Annotated in this window: 14 protein-coding genes; 10 read left to right on the plus strand and 4 right to left on the minus strand. The window is 53.3% G+C overall.

Translation table 11 applies throughout. The features are described from left to right. Positions 1-211: hypothetical protein (locus tag AC0L3P_RS18165; protein ID WP_473303553.1), on the plus strand; the 211-nt coding region annotated here is incomplete at its 5' end. A 57-nt stretch (positions 212-268) separates the two neighbouring features. Here the strand turns inward: AC0L3P_RS18165 and AC0L3P_RS18170 are convergent. Both AC0L3P_RS18170 and AC0L3P_RS18175 read right to left on the minus strand, forming a co-directional pair. Then, entirely contained in the window at positions 269-976 is a 708-nt protein-coding gene (locus AC0L3P_RS18170; protein ID WP_354101364.1) for a hypothetical protein, read from the minus strand. Between the two features lie 24 nt (positions 977-1,000). Next, positions 1,001-2,440, minus strand: a complete 1,440-nt coding sequence (locus AC0L3P_RS18175; protein WP_354101365.1) for an MOP flippase family protein — start codon at positions 2,438-2,440, stop codon at positions 1,001-1,003. Positions 2,441-2,793: 353 nt separating this feature from the next. Here AC0L3P_RS18175 and AC0L3P_RS18180 point away from each other — a divergent pair, with 353 nt between their 5' ends. Beyond that, on the plus strand, positions 2,794-3,648 hold the full coding sequence (locus tag AC0L3P_RS18180) for a glycosyltransferase (RefSeq protein WP_354101366.1): 855 nt from the start codon (positions 2,794-2,796) through the stop codon (positions 3,646-3,648). 18 nt (positions 3,649-3,666) lie between these two features. Here AC0L3P_RS18180 and AC0L3P_RS18185 read toward each other — a convergent pair whose 3' ends face one another. Then, positions 3,667-4,959 (minus strand): glycoside hydrolase family 16 protein, encoded by a 1,293-nt coding sequence (locus tag AC0L3P_RS18185; protein WP_473303563.1) that lies wholly within the window; start codon positions 4,957-4,959, stop codon positions 3,667-3,669. Positions 4,960-5,218: 259 nt separating this feature from the next. Here AC0L3P_RS18185 and AC0L3P_RS18190 point away from each other — a divergent pair, with 259 nt between their 5' ends. From AC0L3P_RS18190 to AC0L3P_RS18200, 3 genes are all read left to right on the plus strand, one after another. Then, positions 5,219-5,995 carry a glycosyltransferase family 25 protein gene (locus AC0L3P_RS18190; RefSeq protein WP_473303566.1) on the plus strand — a complete coding sequence of 259 codons (777 nt, stop codon included), beginning with the start codon at positions 5,219-5,221 and terminating at the stop codon, positions 5,993-5,995. Positions 5,996-6,104: 109 nt separating this feature from the next. Then, a complete protein-coding gene (locus AC0L3P_RS18195) occupies positions 6,105-7,325 on the plus strand; it encodes a glycosyltransferase (protein WP_473303569.1) in 1,221 nt (406 codons plus the stop codon). Positions 7,326-7,364: 39 nt separating this feature from the next. Further along, positions 7,365-8,615, plus strand: a complete 1,251-nt coding sequence (locus AC0L3P_RS18200) for a hypothetical protein (RefSeq protein WP_473303571.1) — start codon at positions 7,365-7,367, stop codon at positions 8,613-8,615. 34 nt (positions 8,616-8,649) lie between these two features. Here the strand turns inward: AC0L3P_RS18200 and AC0L3P_RS18205 are convergent, their stop codons facing one another. Further along, a complete protein-coding gene (locus AC0L3P_RS18205; protein ID WP_473303574.1) occupies positions 8,650-9,705 on the minus strand; it encodes a glycosyltransferase family 2 protein in 1,056 nt (351 codons plus the stop codon). A gap of 478 nt (positions 9,706-10,183) precedes the next feature. Here AC0L3P_RS18205 and AC0L3P_RS18210 point away from each other — a divergent pair, with 478 nt between their 5' ends. From AC0L3P_RS18210 to AC0L3P_RS18230, 5 genes are all read left to right on the plus strand, one after another. Continuing rightward, on the plus strand, positions 10,184-11,317 hold the full coding sequence (locus AC0L3P_RS18210) for an acyltransferase family protein (protein WP_473303576.1): 1,134 nt from the start codon (positions 10,184-10,186) through the stop codon (positions 11,315-11,317). Positions 11,318-11,321: 4 nt separating this feature from the next. Further along, complete coding sequence (locus tag AC0L3P_RS18215) at positions 11,322-11,747, plus strand: hypothetical protein (protein WP_473303579.1); 426 nt, start codon at positions 11,322-11,324, stop codon at positions 11,745-11,747. Positions 11,748-11,841: 94 nt separating this feature from the next. Continuing rightward, entirely contained in the window at positions 11,842-12,918 is a 1,077-nt protein-coding gene (locus tag AC0L3P_RS18220; protein WP_473303584.1) for an ABC transporter substrate-binding protein, read from the plus strand. A 4-nt stretch (positions 12,919-12,922) separates the two neighbouring features. Next, a complete protein-coding gene (locus AC0L3P_RS18225) occupies positions 12,923-13,906 on the plus strand; it encodes an NAD-dependent epimerase/dehydratase family protein (RefSeq protein WP_473303589.1) in 984 nt (327 codons plus the stop codon). A gap of 66 nt (positions 13,907-13,972) precedes the next feature. Further along, a complete protein-coding gene (locus tag AC0L3P_RS18230; RefSeq protein ID WP_473303592.1) occupies positions 13,973-15,364 on the plus strand; it encodes an O-antigen ligase family protein in 1,392 nt (463 codons plus the stop codon). The last annotated feature ends 36 nt before the right edge of the window (positions 15,365-15,400 follow it).

Below are 15,400 nucleotides of genomic sequence, written 5' to 3' on the forward strand. Positions count from 1 at the left end.
GAACGGAGTAGCGCTACTGATGACTCCCATAATTGAGGGATGGCCCGACACCTATGAGAACCCGGCCATCATCGACCGAACGAGCGAGAAATACACTTCGGTCAGAAGGATTATGTTCGGTATTGCGGCGCGAATATCCGTGACCGCATTCGACGAGCAGGCTTCGAGACTGAGGAATTACCTCAGACGGATTGACAAGCGTAAAACTTAAAACTTGGTCTGCTTCGAGGTGAAAAGCTCTCTGTCGCTTTAGGCGAGATGCAGGAGCCTAATAGTAACCCGCAGCAACGTACTCTCCCCCCGCGATTATGACCTGTGTCTTATTGGAGACTACCCAACAGCTCTTATAAGAAATTTTTTTGTCCCTGAGCTTAGATTGAATCGAGGCAACTAGTAGCATTTCTCCTTCGCGCTCTGCGTCGTCGATAATAATGATGAAACGTGATGGATTGATCCATTCAACTAACTCCGTTGCACCAAGTCGATCGAACCGGTTAGACACATCGCCAGCAGGAGGGCCATCGATTACCAGCAGCTCAACACTGGCTCTGCTGACAGTTGAGAAATCATAGCCATTGAAGCGTTTTCCCTGGAAACGCTTCGGAACCAGGCGCGTATTGATCACTTCATGTGAAACGGCGCTAGAAACTCGATTGGCCCACAGCTCGTCGTGCTCGACGGTTCTAACGACCGCTTTTAATACACCCACCTTAGCCAAATGATTGAATAGTTGCGAGGTCTGCCCCGCCCCCAGCTCCAACACTTCCCCTATGGGAAAATCGAGCGCTGCCCTCAGCAGGATATATAGCAATCCGTAGTTTGCAGCTGATCCGACCGGATAGAATCTTGTTTCCGCCAAGCCGATGAGCGCGAGATCACGCTCGAAAATACCTTGGTACACTGACTCCATACTCGCCGCACGACTTCCGGCGTCCAGCCGGCGAACAATCTGCCTTAGAGGCGCGGTTACAGCCATTATGAGTCTCCAGAGTTCACAGCTCTATCGAAATATAGCGGTTCGCATTTCCGCAAGAACATCGCGGAGCCCGACCATCAGCAGCACGCTATAGAGGGCCATGCCGCCCAGAACAAGGCACACGAGTTTTGTCGTTGGCGCCATCTCCTCGGGCAAGATCGTGTGCTGGGCTCCGAGCAACAGCGCAGTCATAACGATAGCAATCAGTGAAGGCCGCCACAGTCCCTTCACAACATCTGTCAGACCCATTTCCACCTGTATGAGCGTGTAGTGAAGATAGATCGCAGATGTCACTAGGTTGGCAAAAAAGTATGCTCTTGCAACGCCGACGACACCTTGCGAGAGCCCGAGCAGGAAAGACGAAACATAGATAAGCGAACAGATGAAGCCAAGATCTCGCATCAGGCGAGTTTTGCCCGTCGCGATTAGGACCGTTCCGGTTGTCGATACCACGGATTGAAGAAAGCTCGTCGGAGCAAGCCAGGCGATTATATCGGCCGAAGCACGCCATTTTTCACCCAGCAAAACAAGCACGAAGGTCTCCCGGACAGACCAAAGCCCCAGCATCAACGGAGCCGTTACTACGCTGATGAATTGCAGCATCTTCAGGTAATTTCGGCCTATTTGGGCCGGGTTGTGCTGCTGTCCACTAAAAATCGGCAAAAATGCTCGATTAAGAACGAAGGTAAGATTTTGGAGGGGAAAAAGCATGATGCGATATGCAATGCTATAGAGTCCTAGCTCACCTGAACCGAGAAATCGCCCGATCAAGATCCCGTCCGCATTGCGGGCGAAATAGTTGATCAAATTGAACCCTACAAGGTTAGCGCTGAATCCCAGAATTCCAATAAATTCAGTTCGACTCCATCGCTGTGTAGGCCGCCAGGACGAGATTACCCAGTACAAGCTTGTTGAGAGGGCCGTTCCGAGTAACGTCTGGAAAACAAGGCTGAGTACGCCAAACCCAGATAACGCAGCAGCAATACCAGCAGCAGCTCCGCTTACTGCCGAAACGATCTCAACCGATGCGATACTTCGGAACTGACTATTTCTTTCAAGGAGCGCAAGGTGGGAACCGCCCGCCGCTCCTATCGGGAAGGCGAGCGCCAAGTATACCAGAAGCGGCTGGATGTCCGGCTCGCGGAATGCTGCGGCAACAAGGGGAGACGCAAGAGCTATTACCCCTCCCAACCCGACCCCAAACATCACGTTTGACCAGAAGACGGTGTCAAGGAGCTCGCCTGATAGCTCGCTTTTCTGTATCAATGCGGCCGAAGTGCCCATATCCCGAATGATCATCGCAAAATTCGTCACGATGGTGGCCATAGCAAGAAGGCCAAAGTCCGAGGTCGGAAGTATCCTCGCCAAAGTTGTTAAGCTAGCCAGCGATATAGCGACCCGCCCTATTTGCGCGGCGGCTGCCCACCGAACATTGGAGACGGCAGAGCTGGATTTCCTAATCATCGAAACTCGTAAGTTTGTACGCGCGAAAGCAAAGACCCGCCCAAGCAGCTCACGAACTCACTTATGTCGAAAGAAGTTCGCCCGCTTCGTCGGCGTCTCATATTCAAATGAAGGACTCGCGCTGTTGATATGAACCAATTTTAGGCAGGCAGTGCTCCGGCTCGTGGAAACTACTTTCCCAATTCAACTACGGTCACTAGTATAGAACTCACCTAATAGAAAGCACTTTGGACAGGCTTATCGCACAACAGTTGCACGTAATTGGTGGCAACGCTTGGAGTTCAGAAGGCTACCGATTAACATAACTGGAGGCGCGCATAAAAAACGGTTGGCAGAAGGCACGACCGGGCGCGATGACGATATTGCTCATTTCTGTCTATATCCCCACCCACAATAGGGTCGAGCTACTGGCCGCCGCCATTAGGTCAGTGCTTGCTCAGCAGTTCACAGATTTTGAACTGATCGTCGTGGACGATGCCTCGACCGATGGCACTGCTTCGTTTTTAGAATCCGTTGCTGCGTCGGATCGGAGAGTGCGGTTTATTCGCAATCACAGACCTTGCGGCGCGCCAGTCTCCAGAAACAAGGCGATCAGCCAAGCCTGCGGTGAATTTGTTACCGGATTAGATGATGATGACCAATTCGCCCCTCAGCGGCTTGGCGAATTGCATGCATACTGGAGTACTCTTTCACGTTGCAACGTCGCCACGTCCTGCATCTACACACAAGATGTTCTGATCAGCGACGAGCGAGAAGTTGGCATTACTAAGAAGCACGGTTCCGTCGACTTCTTCGACCTCGTAAAATCGAACCAGATAGGCAACCAGATCTTCGCGCCGAAGAGCACGTTTGAAGCAGCTGGGCTGTTCGACGAGCGATTGCCGGCCTGGCAAGACCTTGAACTCTTCATGAGAATCGTCAAGGGATTTGGCCCTGCGCGACTGCTTGACATCCCTCTGTATCGATTCGACGTGACGCCGTCACGAAGTCGGATTTCATCGAAGCAAGATAAGGTCCGAGCTGCTTATAAACTAGTGTCCGACAGGCACTGCGCGGGCGATCAAAGGAGCAAGCAGCAGCTTATGCTTCAAATGTTCTCGGCATATTATGGCATCCGGCCGAGGCCCGCAGATTTTGCCTACTTCGTTCGAATGGGCTTTTATCCGCGGGGCCTTGCAGCGTTGCTCGCGCGCTCGCTGAGAGCGTAGCTTTCAGTCTACCGAATGCTATGGCATGACGACTTTCAGTCGCACTAGCTGACAGGATAGTGCCTTCACCGGCTGTATCATCTCTGTACTGCAGGTGACCGGGCTCGGAAGGGCGGATCTATCACCCTTGTTACCAGTCACCTCTGAAGTCAGCCGGGCGGACACGATATAGGATCCGACACGGTCGATGGCCGGTAGCGAAAGCTCCACAATGCTGGAGCCGGTGGAACTCTTCTTCAGAGCGCTCTGCTCTAATTTCGTGCTTGTGGTCCTAATCGTTGTACCCGTGGCCTCGTCCGTAACCAAGAGTTGAAGGGTCCTGTTCGGCGGATAATCTTTCGGCAACTTGAGCGGAAGCTCAATCTTCACAGGATCAGCCGTTCCTAAGGACGTTACGCCGGCAATGAGTCCTCGCCCGCCCACCAAGCCGCCGCGTAGGAAGACGGGCTTCGGCATGTCGTTGATCGTCGCCGTGTACCCGAATTGCCCGGGGTCAGGCGTCACCTCGCTGGGACCGCATTGGCGTTGGCCCTTGTCAGACTCGGTGAACTGGCAGACGCGCATGTAGTCGATCTTGAAGGCCTGCGGGAACGCGGCCTCGTCGATTCCGTGTCGACCGGCCCATTTGCTTCCTCCAACAGCGAAATTAAGGTCCACATGAGCGGGTGGGCCGAGCTTGCCGTCATTGCGCAACCATTGGTAGTTTCGCGTATAAATCAGCTTGCCGTCCCAGAAGAGGGACACCTTGTCGGGGGCCCAAACAAATCCCGCGGTATGCCAGCCCCGGTTCAAATCCTCGCTTCCATACATGTTCTGAAACTTGAGAAAGAAGGACTTGTCGACATAGGTGTAGGACTGCGCGCTCCAGGATCCAGACATATTAGAGTGCAGAGAATTGGCCTTGTCCTCCACACCGTTGATGACAAACTCGAAGATATCTATCTCGGGTGGGTGCCAGGTCTTGCCGTTGATGTCATAGTCAGCCTCGAGCCAGAACGCCGGCCAAACGCCTTTCCCGTTCGGCAAAAAGACCCTCGTCTCGTAGTAGCCATAATAGAACGTCTGATGAGTTCGGATCATCGCCGACTCGAATAAGTTCGTTCCCTCCAGTTTCTTCGCGACCAGGCTCAACACGCCATCAGACAACACATGGTTGTCGCGATAGCGCTGGTTCTCGTCGTTGAAGTGGTCCATCGTCTCGTTTTCGTAAATGTAACGCGTGGCCCATTTCGTCCGATCGAGCTTCGCGCCGTTGAATTCGTCCGAGAACACCAGCTCCCAGCCGGCGGACCATGCAGCTTTTGTGGGCAAGATAGCCGATACTATCAGCACTACCAGAAGGAGCGGCCTGTATCTTCTCGCAAAAGTCGTGGAGTCTCGCGAAAATATCATCCTCAACCAACTTTCCCGGAAGCCTGCCCGTAACTTGACGGCCGCAGCGACAAGGCAATCCATCCATCCATCTAACTTCGTTCGCATGCACCAGGTCCGCCGCGATTGGAGAAAAAAGCAAAGCGTGCCATAAGCCGGGACTGCGTCAGAAAGATGCCCTGGATCGACCCGAGCCTCCATGAATTCAGACGTTAAAGTAATCGTTATCAGCTTACCAGATTCTCCACGCCGGGAGCGCATGGGGGCCAACTTGAACGCGTTGGGCCTTCCATGGAGATACTTTGACGCACTTCGCCACCCGCCCGCGCACCTGCCGCAATATGACGAAGCCCGGTCCATTCGCTACTGGGGCCGGACGCTTTCGGGATCGGAAATCGGCTGCGCTGCTAGTCACCTTGCTGTGCTTAGCCAGCTCGCAACGTCGAGTGAAGAGACTTGGACGCTGGTGATTGAGGACGACGTCGCGCTGGACGCAGGGTTCAACTACAACGCCCTTTTGTCGCTCTGCAGGATCGGCCAAATTGGATATCTGAGATTGTATGCGCGCCACCTGCCGTGCTTGAGGAACGTAACGTGGCTCGGACAACGCCAATTGATAAGATTCGAGAAGGCTCCGATGGGAACGCAAGCCTATCTGATCTCCAGCAGCAAAGCTCGGTCTTTCGTCGGATCCATAACGGCAATATGCCGTCCCATAGACTGGGAGATGGATCGCTTCTGGCACAACAATCTAGCGAACTACGCCCTGTTTCCGTTCCCTTGTATCGAACTGACAACGGCCTCTTCCATCAGGAAGCAGGCAGAGGCCGACAGACAGCCGTCAGCACTTGACAGGGTCGCCTGGGTCGCATGGAAATCGAGGGAAGCGGTTCGGCGCTTTGTGACGAACGTTTATCTGCGGCAGCGCGATCGGACCATTCGACGTGCACTGATGAAAGGGCCGCTCGAATTCTAGGCGGAGCGAACTGCCAGATGCAATTCCTAGACTTGTCGTCACCAGCCTGTGAAAAATGCTTGCCATCGGACCCCGACTCTAGCAGCCACGATTCCGATAGAGGCACAAGATGAAGAAGATACTTTGGATTTGCGGCCGCTTACCGTCGCCTCTATTCAGTGGAGACGCGCTTTACTCTGCGGGCTTGTTGAAGGCGCTCGCCAAGACCAACGACGTCGCGCTCACACTAGTTGGGACGCACAGAACAGAAGCTCCAATTGGCGACCATATTCTCGGCCTTCCCAATACCGTCTGCGTCGGGACCCCTCCAGCTCGTTCGTCAGCGCTATCCAGTCTAATCTCCTCTCTGCCTCGAGACGCCTACAATTTGAGGTCGCCGGAACTCAAGCAAACTTTGGGAAAGCTACTGAAGCAACACTGGGATTGGATCGTGGTCGACCACGCCTACTCCGCCGGAACGCTTTCAGCAATTCTGCGGGAGCGCAATGGCGCATCGATCTGCTACGTTGCTCACAATGCGGAGGGCGTAATCCGGACTGAAATTGCGAGTAGCTTCAGCAATCCGTTGCGACAGACCGTCATGCGGCTCGATGCTGCCAAATATGGCTCACTGGAAAAGCGCATTGTCAAAGCTGCGGATGCAATCATGTGTATCACCGAGGCGGATGCTTCCTATTTTGCTCAGTTCTCGGACAACGTCCACGTGGTCCCTCCGGTCTATCTTGGAAATGTGATTGAGGCTCGTCACATCGACGAGAAGTCCCCACGGGCGCTCCTTCTCCTCGGGTCATTCGAGTGGATAGCTAAACAGAAGAACCTCGAGCTGATTGTTGACAGCCTTCTTCCCAGTCTTCAACGGACCAACGTATCGCTAAATGTGGTCGGCGCGGTTCCGGAAACAATACGGGAGCGATATCGCCACTTCAGTCCCCAGCTAACTTTCCACGGTCGCATCGATGACGTCACCCCCTTCCTGTCCTCAGCGCGTGGAGGCTTAGTCGCGGATTTGCTTGGCGGAGGCTTCAAGCTTAAAGTCTTAGATTACGCATTTCAGCGATTGCCCATCTTCGGGTTAAAGCAGGCAATGGCTGGCACCACGAGCGAACAACAGGCAGCGATGTTCCTCGCCGGCAGCCTTGATAGGTTGGGAGAAACAATTATCCAGGACATCGACAATCTCGAAGCACTTAACCGACGCCAGAATACCTTATTCAAGTTGTTTTCCGCCCGTTTCGGACTTGAGGCGGGCATAAGGCGCCTCAGAGAGGTCTTTCTGACGTCGTTCTCGTCCGTCGATCCAAGTGACAATAAAACGAAAACAAACGTTTAGCTGGCCATTTTAGGCTAGGTCCCCTCGTCGGATAAGCTTATGACTTCCACCACGGTCGAAAGAGCATCACAAATTAGCGAACCAACCGTGGAGCTTTCCCCGATGGGAAAGCGCGCGATTTGGGTTTCGATAGTTGCGGTTCTTTTTCTCGGGCAAGTTGCCTACAACATTGGGGAGTTTCCCCTTGCGGGTGACCTCGTGTCATATGGCATGTTCACGGCCTACCTATTGGTGTCGGGCTATGCTGCGGTTAGCGTTCCCTCTCTTTTTATTTTCGCTTGCTTCGTCGCGCTCGCGGCCATCAGAATTCCCTTTGCTGAGTCCGCCACGTCCTGGAGCTCGTTCCTGCTGCTTTGTACCCTCTATGCACCGTTCATTTTCCGTCTTGTAGAGAGGGCTGATCTCCAACCTACTCAGAACTACATCCTGAACGCTTTTGTTACGGGCGCTTCCATTATTGCGGGGGTGGCAATCCTTCAGATCGTACTCGTCAATGCTCTGAAGCTCTCGGCCCTTGCAAACATTTATTTTGTTCTTCCCACGGCAGTTCGCGGAGCTGGCACCTACACGTTCCTACGAGAAGGCGGAGGAGGAATCGTAAAGGCTAACGGGTTTTTTCTGCGCGAATCGGCAGATCTTTCGTTTGTTACCGCGCTCGCTTTGCTGATCGAGTATCGCCTACGCAAGAGGCTGCACATCTTAGTTTTGCTGGGGGCAGCATTACTGTTCTCGATGTCTGGCTCCGGCGTGATAGCATTGATAGCAGGGTTACTGCTGCCGAGATCATTGGGACGAGTTCCGGCCTTTGTTGCTTATACAGCCGGCTTTGTGCTACTGCTAGTCGTTCTCTATAGCCTCGACAACCCTTTGCTCAACATATGGTTCGGTCGCCTTTCTGAATTCAGCACCCCGAATACGAGTGCTTACGCCCGGTTTATTGCACCGATGCAGATGGTCCAACTTGGCTTTGAGAAGGGCTTTTTTACGACTTGGCTTGGCAATGGTGCGGGCAGTTATTTCCGGGACCTTTCGATCGGAAGGTTTGGCTATGAGGTAGCCGATCCGACTTGGGCAAAACTCACCTATGAATATGGTCTCGCTGGATCCGTTCTCGTTCTTACCCTTCTGATAGTGAGACTATATTCGAGCTCATTACGAATGGAGCTATGCAACTTCTTAATGTTCGGGTGGATTAGTTTGGCGTTCGTGCTGAAACCAGGCTATGCTCTAATCATCTGGCTTCTGACCCTCGTGCCACCAGCTCGCAGCAGATCGTCGGCTGATCCCTAACGTTTCTGCTTGCAAATTCTAAAGTCGCTGGTCCCTACCGAACGACACGCAGCACATTGAGCGCGCGCTTTATCCATTTTGGCCGACTAGTTGGCGCGTAGCGCCAGCTCGCCAAGACGCGTGAAAGGCCATGGGGTCCCAACAGCACGAACATTGTCCATAAGAATAGCGACGCTCGTTGGGAATACGAAAATCCTTGCGGACAGGCAAGCGCCCGGAAACTGTCAGAAAAAATTCGTGTCGCGCGATCCTCCGCGATGGGATGCAAGTCTGGTCGCAAGGCAAATGACGCTGCGCGCAAACAAAGAAACTGCATATTTTTGCTTAACGCGTCCGCCGCAACTCGCAACCCGACGCTGTCGGCCACCTGGGTGAGGAACTTATGACGGCGCTGTGTAACATCAACCTCGCGTGCAAATCGGCTGTCCTCCAGGTTTAGAAACGCGCCGTGATTGAGCCCATGAACACGGTAGTCTACTAAGGGCTTGGGAATGGTGATGACATCACCGTAGGCCGGCGCTGCCGTCACTAAATAGCTGTCGGGCGCTCTATCCACGAAGTCGGATTCGAATCTGAACACGCGATCGACAACGAATCGCGAATAAGCGTTCCCAGATCCAGGAGGTGTCGGATATGTACCGGCGGCGGTAACCCATTTTCGAACTTGCTGGGGGGTAGGAGAAACGAAAAATTGGGGCAATATATTGCCCGTCGGGTTGCCATCGGCATCAATGGTTCGCATCTGAAACTGAAACTTGCTAACTTTCTCCGACCACCGAGCCGCAATTTCAATCATTACCTCTGGGTGCAGCGCGTCGTCCGAATCAAGGAAGATGATCACATCTCCCGTGGAGCGGCGAAAACCATTTACGCATGACTGCATCTGGCCGGCATTCGCTTGCTTGACGAAAACGATCCGGTCGGCAAATTCGCTAATGACCTCGACCGAGCTATCGGTTGATCCATCATCCACGACGATCACCTCAACTCGTGGCCAAGAAACGTTTAGCGCACTATTGATGGCCGCACCCACGTATTTCGCGTAGTTGTAATTTGGAATGACGACCGACAGGGTTAACTCGCTCGCCAACTGCGCCTCACGAACCTTAGCATTAATGAAGACTCACGTCCGAACTCGGATACCTACCTTACGTCAAGCATATATTATCTCAATGGGTGAACCCGGGAAGCCATGATGCTGTCGAATTGCGACCAACATCTTGTATATACTAGTGTATTCTGAATCTTGCGTACGGTAAACATCCATCTTATTGACGCTTCCGGTAGCGGATTTGGAATCGAATTTTCAGCCGCCCCCGCGCTACACATCTGGGCGGATTCGGCTAAGAGGGTATGTCTATGGCATCGTCGATCATCATTCGGCCGAAAATGAAAGGCGAGTATCGGTCACAACGTCGATCGCCGACGGCTTGTCCGTTCCAGGATGCGAAGGGATCTGCGCTCGAGAGGCCACAACGCTCCGTCAGTGCAAGCGAGGGCTGACCCGCACTTAGATTTTCAAACCGCCCGTGATTGTTGAAATGCTTGAAACTCACTTGGAGCACCCAGTGCACAAACTTGGCTCGTTTCCGTCCTTAGAAGAGCGCCTGGAGCAAACAAGAGGTCGGCCAAGCGGCTTCGACTATATGAGGCTTTGCCTGGCACTTGGCGTTATGGCCGCCCATAGTGTTTTCCTGACCGGGCAAACAGAGATTTACAAAACAAATGCTTGGACGGTTCTTGGCGTAGCCGTTTCCATGATCGTTCCTATGTTTTTCGCGCTGAGCGGCTTTCTTGTCGCCGGGAGTCTGGAGCGATCTAAAACGCTACTGAAATTTCTGGGCTTGCGAGTGCTTCGCATAATGCCCGCTCTTTCAGTAGAAGTTTTTCTGTCCGCCATAGTTCTTGGCGGTATCTTCACAACACTCGATTTGAGCGAATACTATCGGGATAGCCTCTTTGTTCGGTATTTCTTCAATCTCATCGGCCACATTCAGTATGTGCTACCGGGCGTCTTCGAACAGAATCCAAACCATCTGGTGAACGGACAGCTGTGGACGGTACCTTACGAGCTCGTTTGCTACATATTGTTGGCGATAGTCGCGCTGATCGGAGCATATAAAAATTCCCGCGCGCTCACGCTCGTAATAGTTGCATGCTACCTTTTTCAGATTGGAAATACGATAATTAGACCTAACCACGAATTCAGGGGAGCAGGTGGAACGACCATTGTAACGATGTTCGTGTGTGGACTTTTTATGTATAGATTCCGAGCGAGAATACCTTGGTCCGGATTGATTGCGTTGGGTTGCCTCATCGCAACGTTAGCGCTCAACAACTTTGTTCTCAACGGCATGAGGTTTGCTGGACTTCCCCTTGCGTATTTGACAGTCTATGTTGGCTTGCTCAATCCTCCGCGCAATAATGCCTTGCTGAGCGGGGATTATTCTTATGGCCTCTATTTGTACGGCTATCCAATACAACAAGCCATCGTCGACGCCGCCCCAAACCTCCGGCAATGGTACTGGAATTTGCTTCTTGCTGTTCCGGCAGCATTTGCTGTCGCCTTATGTTCCTGGTGGCTCGTCGAGAGACCATGCCTGCGGGCAAGACATTTGTTAGATAGATATGAGGCTTGGAGGTTCTCATTTGGTGAACTGACGAAGAGCCCCCCAAAAAGCAAGACTTCACTTTCGAGTTAGTTCAATGCTGAAAAGCGCGGCCGTACTGATAGTTCTAATTGCGATTGTCACGGACCAAACGCACGCTCAAGCTCCGACCTCCGGAAAAGCAACCGCACCAATTTTCGGCGGCGCCGGAGCTACGGCACAACGCGCCAATCCCTTCCAGGGGATGACCGGGACTTACGCGCCATTCCACAAGACCTCAGATGGTCAAGCCTGCATCTCGGTTCACCCGATATCGCGTCCTCAAACAGTGAATCCAAAAATCATCGATCAAGTCGTGCTCGTAAGTAACATCTGTGGCCAATCGATCAGGGTCGAAGTTTGCTACGCCGGCAGTAAGGACTGTATTATTGTGCCGTTGGTGGGGTACCAAAAGCTGCAAAGGACCTTAGGAGTTGCGCCAGGATCGACTTCCTTCAAATATCAGTACCGTGAACTCTATTGAACCGTCTTGAAGCCCGGCCAGTTCTGCGCTCCTTGTCCCCAACGATGCGGCTGGTGAAGTATTCATCGGCGCCGGCCTGAGAACCAATATTTAGATGAACAGAGCTCGACGAAGCGCCGGCAAAGTCCACATTGGTTCCTATGGCCTCAGCGGATTGGTGGTCGCCTGCGCTTTGGCCGCAGCTCTGTTGTTTTGGTTGAAGCCCTCCCGGAGTGACGCTCTCAAACCTAACGAGGCTGTTGTCCAGTACACGCTTCAGTTGAGCGACCCGATATCGCCCGCAACTGCCGGAACCATTGTGGCTATCTCGGACGGCATCTTCGCCCAAGTCGGACTCAACATCCGCGTGCACTCAGGCTCGTTGGACAATGATGCCATCGCAGCAGTCGTGGCCGATGAGAATACCATCGGCCTGGCTTCAACCGGCGGATTTCTAAAGGCGCGATCGGAAGGCCTCCCAATTGTGGCTTTCGCCGGAAGCTTTGCAGTCAGCTCCGTCCAGTTTTTTACGCTGCCCGACACCGCGCTTTTGAAGCCGTCGGACCTCGAGGGCAAACGCATTGGATATAAGGGCGGGCCGGAACTCTCGGCTGTTTTCTACGAGTTTGTCAGAAAAAACTCCCTGGCGCAGAGCAGGATTGTTTTGGTCGAAAGTGGAGCGGCGCTGCAGGATCTCCTGGACCGAAAGATAGATGTGCTTCTCGGGCGCGCGGACGTCGAAGGTCAGCAATTGTCGCAATTGAACATCGACTATAGGACCCTTAGCCCCGACGGCTACGGCGTCCATGCTGCCGGACCGGTATACTTTGTTCAGGAGCGCGCCCTTGCCAAGCGACGCAATCTTGAGAAGTTCATCACCGGTACAGCGGAGGGTTGGAGTGCCGCGTATGCCGATTATGGAAGAACAATTCCTATAATCGCCAATTCCACTTCCCCTCCTCTCCCGATCGCTTTGACATCTCGCCTGATGGATAATCAGCGCCGTTTCTTGCGCCCCTTTGGCACGAGATTTGGCGAGCTAGATGAGAGACGCATTCGTGTTCTGGCATCCCAACTTTTGCTGCGACGTATCATTCAGGAGCCCGTGGATCTAAACCGTGCAATCAACTACGACGTTTTGAAAGAGGCCTACCGTAAGGAGGCACGTAACCTAGATCGCAGCGAGCCTTGATCCAATGTCGAGCGGTACTCAAGCTATTATCTTCGGTGGTGCCGGCTTCATCGGGACTCACCTGACAAGCTACCTTGTGTCATCCGGCAAGTATGATCGCGTCGTTTCCATCGACATCAGCGAACCTAGAAGTCGCGTCGCCGGCGTCGAATATCTGCACCATGATGTGCGTGACACGATTGCCCCCGGCATCTCCAACGGGAACCCTGTCGACATCTTCAATCTTGCAGCCGTTCATGTCACGCCAGGTCACCCGGACGGCGATTACTACTACACCAACGTCTTAGGGGCGGTTAACGTTTGCAGGTTTGCCGACGAAATCGGCTGCAAGGATATTGTTTTCACGAGCTCCATCTCGATCTATGGACCAAGCGAGGCCGCGCTTGATGAGGACGCCACGCCACGGCCTGTAAGCGCCTACGGCCGCTCAAAGCTTGCGGCCGAAAAGATACATCAGCTCTGGCAATCCGAATCATCGGACAGGCGGCTGACCATTGTTCGCCCCGCGGTGATCTACGGACTTTATGAGCGCGGAAATTTCACACGTCTTTCGCGAATGCTGGAAAGGAAGGCCTTCGTCTATCCAGGCAGAACGGACACCATCAAATCCTGCGGCTACGTGAAGGATCTTGTTTCCTCCATGATTTATATGTCGGCGCGAAATGAAGGCGTATCGATCTATAATTTCTGCTTTGAGCGCAGATATTCCATCAGCGAGATATGCGCTTCTTTCTCGAGGGTCGCTGGTTATGCCCAACCGCAGCTCACCGTTCCGATTTGGTTGATGAATCTCGCAGTGCTTCCGTTTGAAATCCTGCAAAGCGTTGGCCTAAAGACGGGGATCAACCGCGAGCGGGTAAGGAAATTGTGGTTTTCCACGAATATTCTACCCAAACGCCTCGTCGCGAACGGCTTCGAGTTTTCCTATGATATGGATGCCTCGCTCGCAGAATGGAGACGAGATTCCACTCTGAAGGATTTCGATTAGCCGTTCTTCTAAGGGGGCTCCCATCGGCTACCCACAAAGCTTACGTTCGCACCACGTGACAACGTGATGAGTGTGTCCACCGCAAATGCGGCCCTCAGCTACGCCCGCTTCACGGCGACTATTGGCTTGTGCGCGGTCGTTGCCCTTGCACCGCTGCCATTTGCGTCCATGGACATGCGGATTGTGGCGGTCTGGATACTTTTGCTGTCGGCCGTGCTCCTTTTGGCGAGTTTGCGACCGGTAAGCTCTCGCGACCTTTCATTCATCATCGGCTTCGCAACAATTTCGCTGGCTTGGACCTTTGTTGTTGGCGCACAGTTGGGAACAGCTTCGCTGCCATCCGCATGGTTGACGGCTTCGATTTGGCAGCAGGCCTCGGCTATTCTAGGGCAAGATTTAACTGGCTCTGTTTCGGTAGCACGAAATCAGCCGTTTTTTGCTATGGGATCACAGATCGCTTGTTGGATGTCGATGCTCTGCGGCTATCTGGTCGGCCGTGATAGACGTGCCGCCCGTTGGCTGTTGCTGGCCTTTTTAGCATCCGCACTAGCCTACGCGGTGTATGGATTGTTCGCGTTCATTTTTTGGCCCAACTATTTACTTTGGCACCAAAAATTCAATTATTTGAATGCGGTGACAGCGACCTTCATCAATCCAAATGTTGCGGCCTCGTATTTCGGAGCCGCAAGCGTTGGATGGTTATTGGTTTTTGCGAGCTCAATGAACAACAGCTCGGCTCCGCTTTCTTGGCGCGAGCAGATCAGGTTTCGCCTTCGGGCGGCGCGAACAGTGCTCCACCTGCTGGCCTGTTTCGTCATCCTGGCTGCGACCATGATGACGGGCTCGCGCGCTGGTTCGGTTGTGTCCCTGCTTTGCATGGCGGGGGCTCTCGGAACTCACTTCCGCAATCAATTGAAACAGCGGCACTTGTTGTGGGTTTTTCCGATCGCGGCCGTAATATTGATTATTGGAGCGATTTCGATCTTTGCGCCCGGCGTCAACCGTAGATTTGGCACCCAGGGCTTCTTTGATGCCGGACGCTGGCACGCCTATGTGTCAATGGCCGAAATCATCAAGGAGTATCCATGGTTCGGTTCCGGACTTGGGACCTTTCGCTGGATCTTTCCAGCGTATCGGAGCGGAGAGCTTCCTTCCTATGGCACGTGGGAACAGGGCCATAATACCACCCTGGAAATTGCCTCAGAAATGGGCATCCCCTTCACCGCGATCGTAGCAGCCGGCTGGTTGGTCGGCCTTCTCATTCTCGGACGCGGAATAACACGGCGCAATCGCGACGGAATTTTTCCAACGGCGGCCTTTTGGGTCGCTACCTTGGCGGCAGTTCATTCGCAGGTCGATTTTCCCCTGCAAATTCCTGGCTTTAGTTTGGCGATCTGCCCCATCCTGGGTATGGGAATGGCTCAATCCTTTTCAAGCAGTGAACCGCCATTAACCTAACCTCACAGGATGCTTTGCGGTACTGTACATTTGCCT

Source organism: Bradyrhizobium sp. WSM4874 (assembly GCF_055811835.1).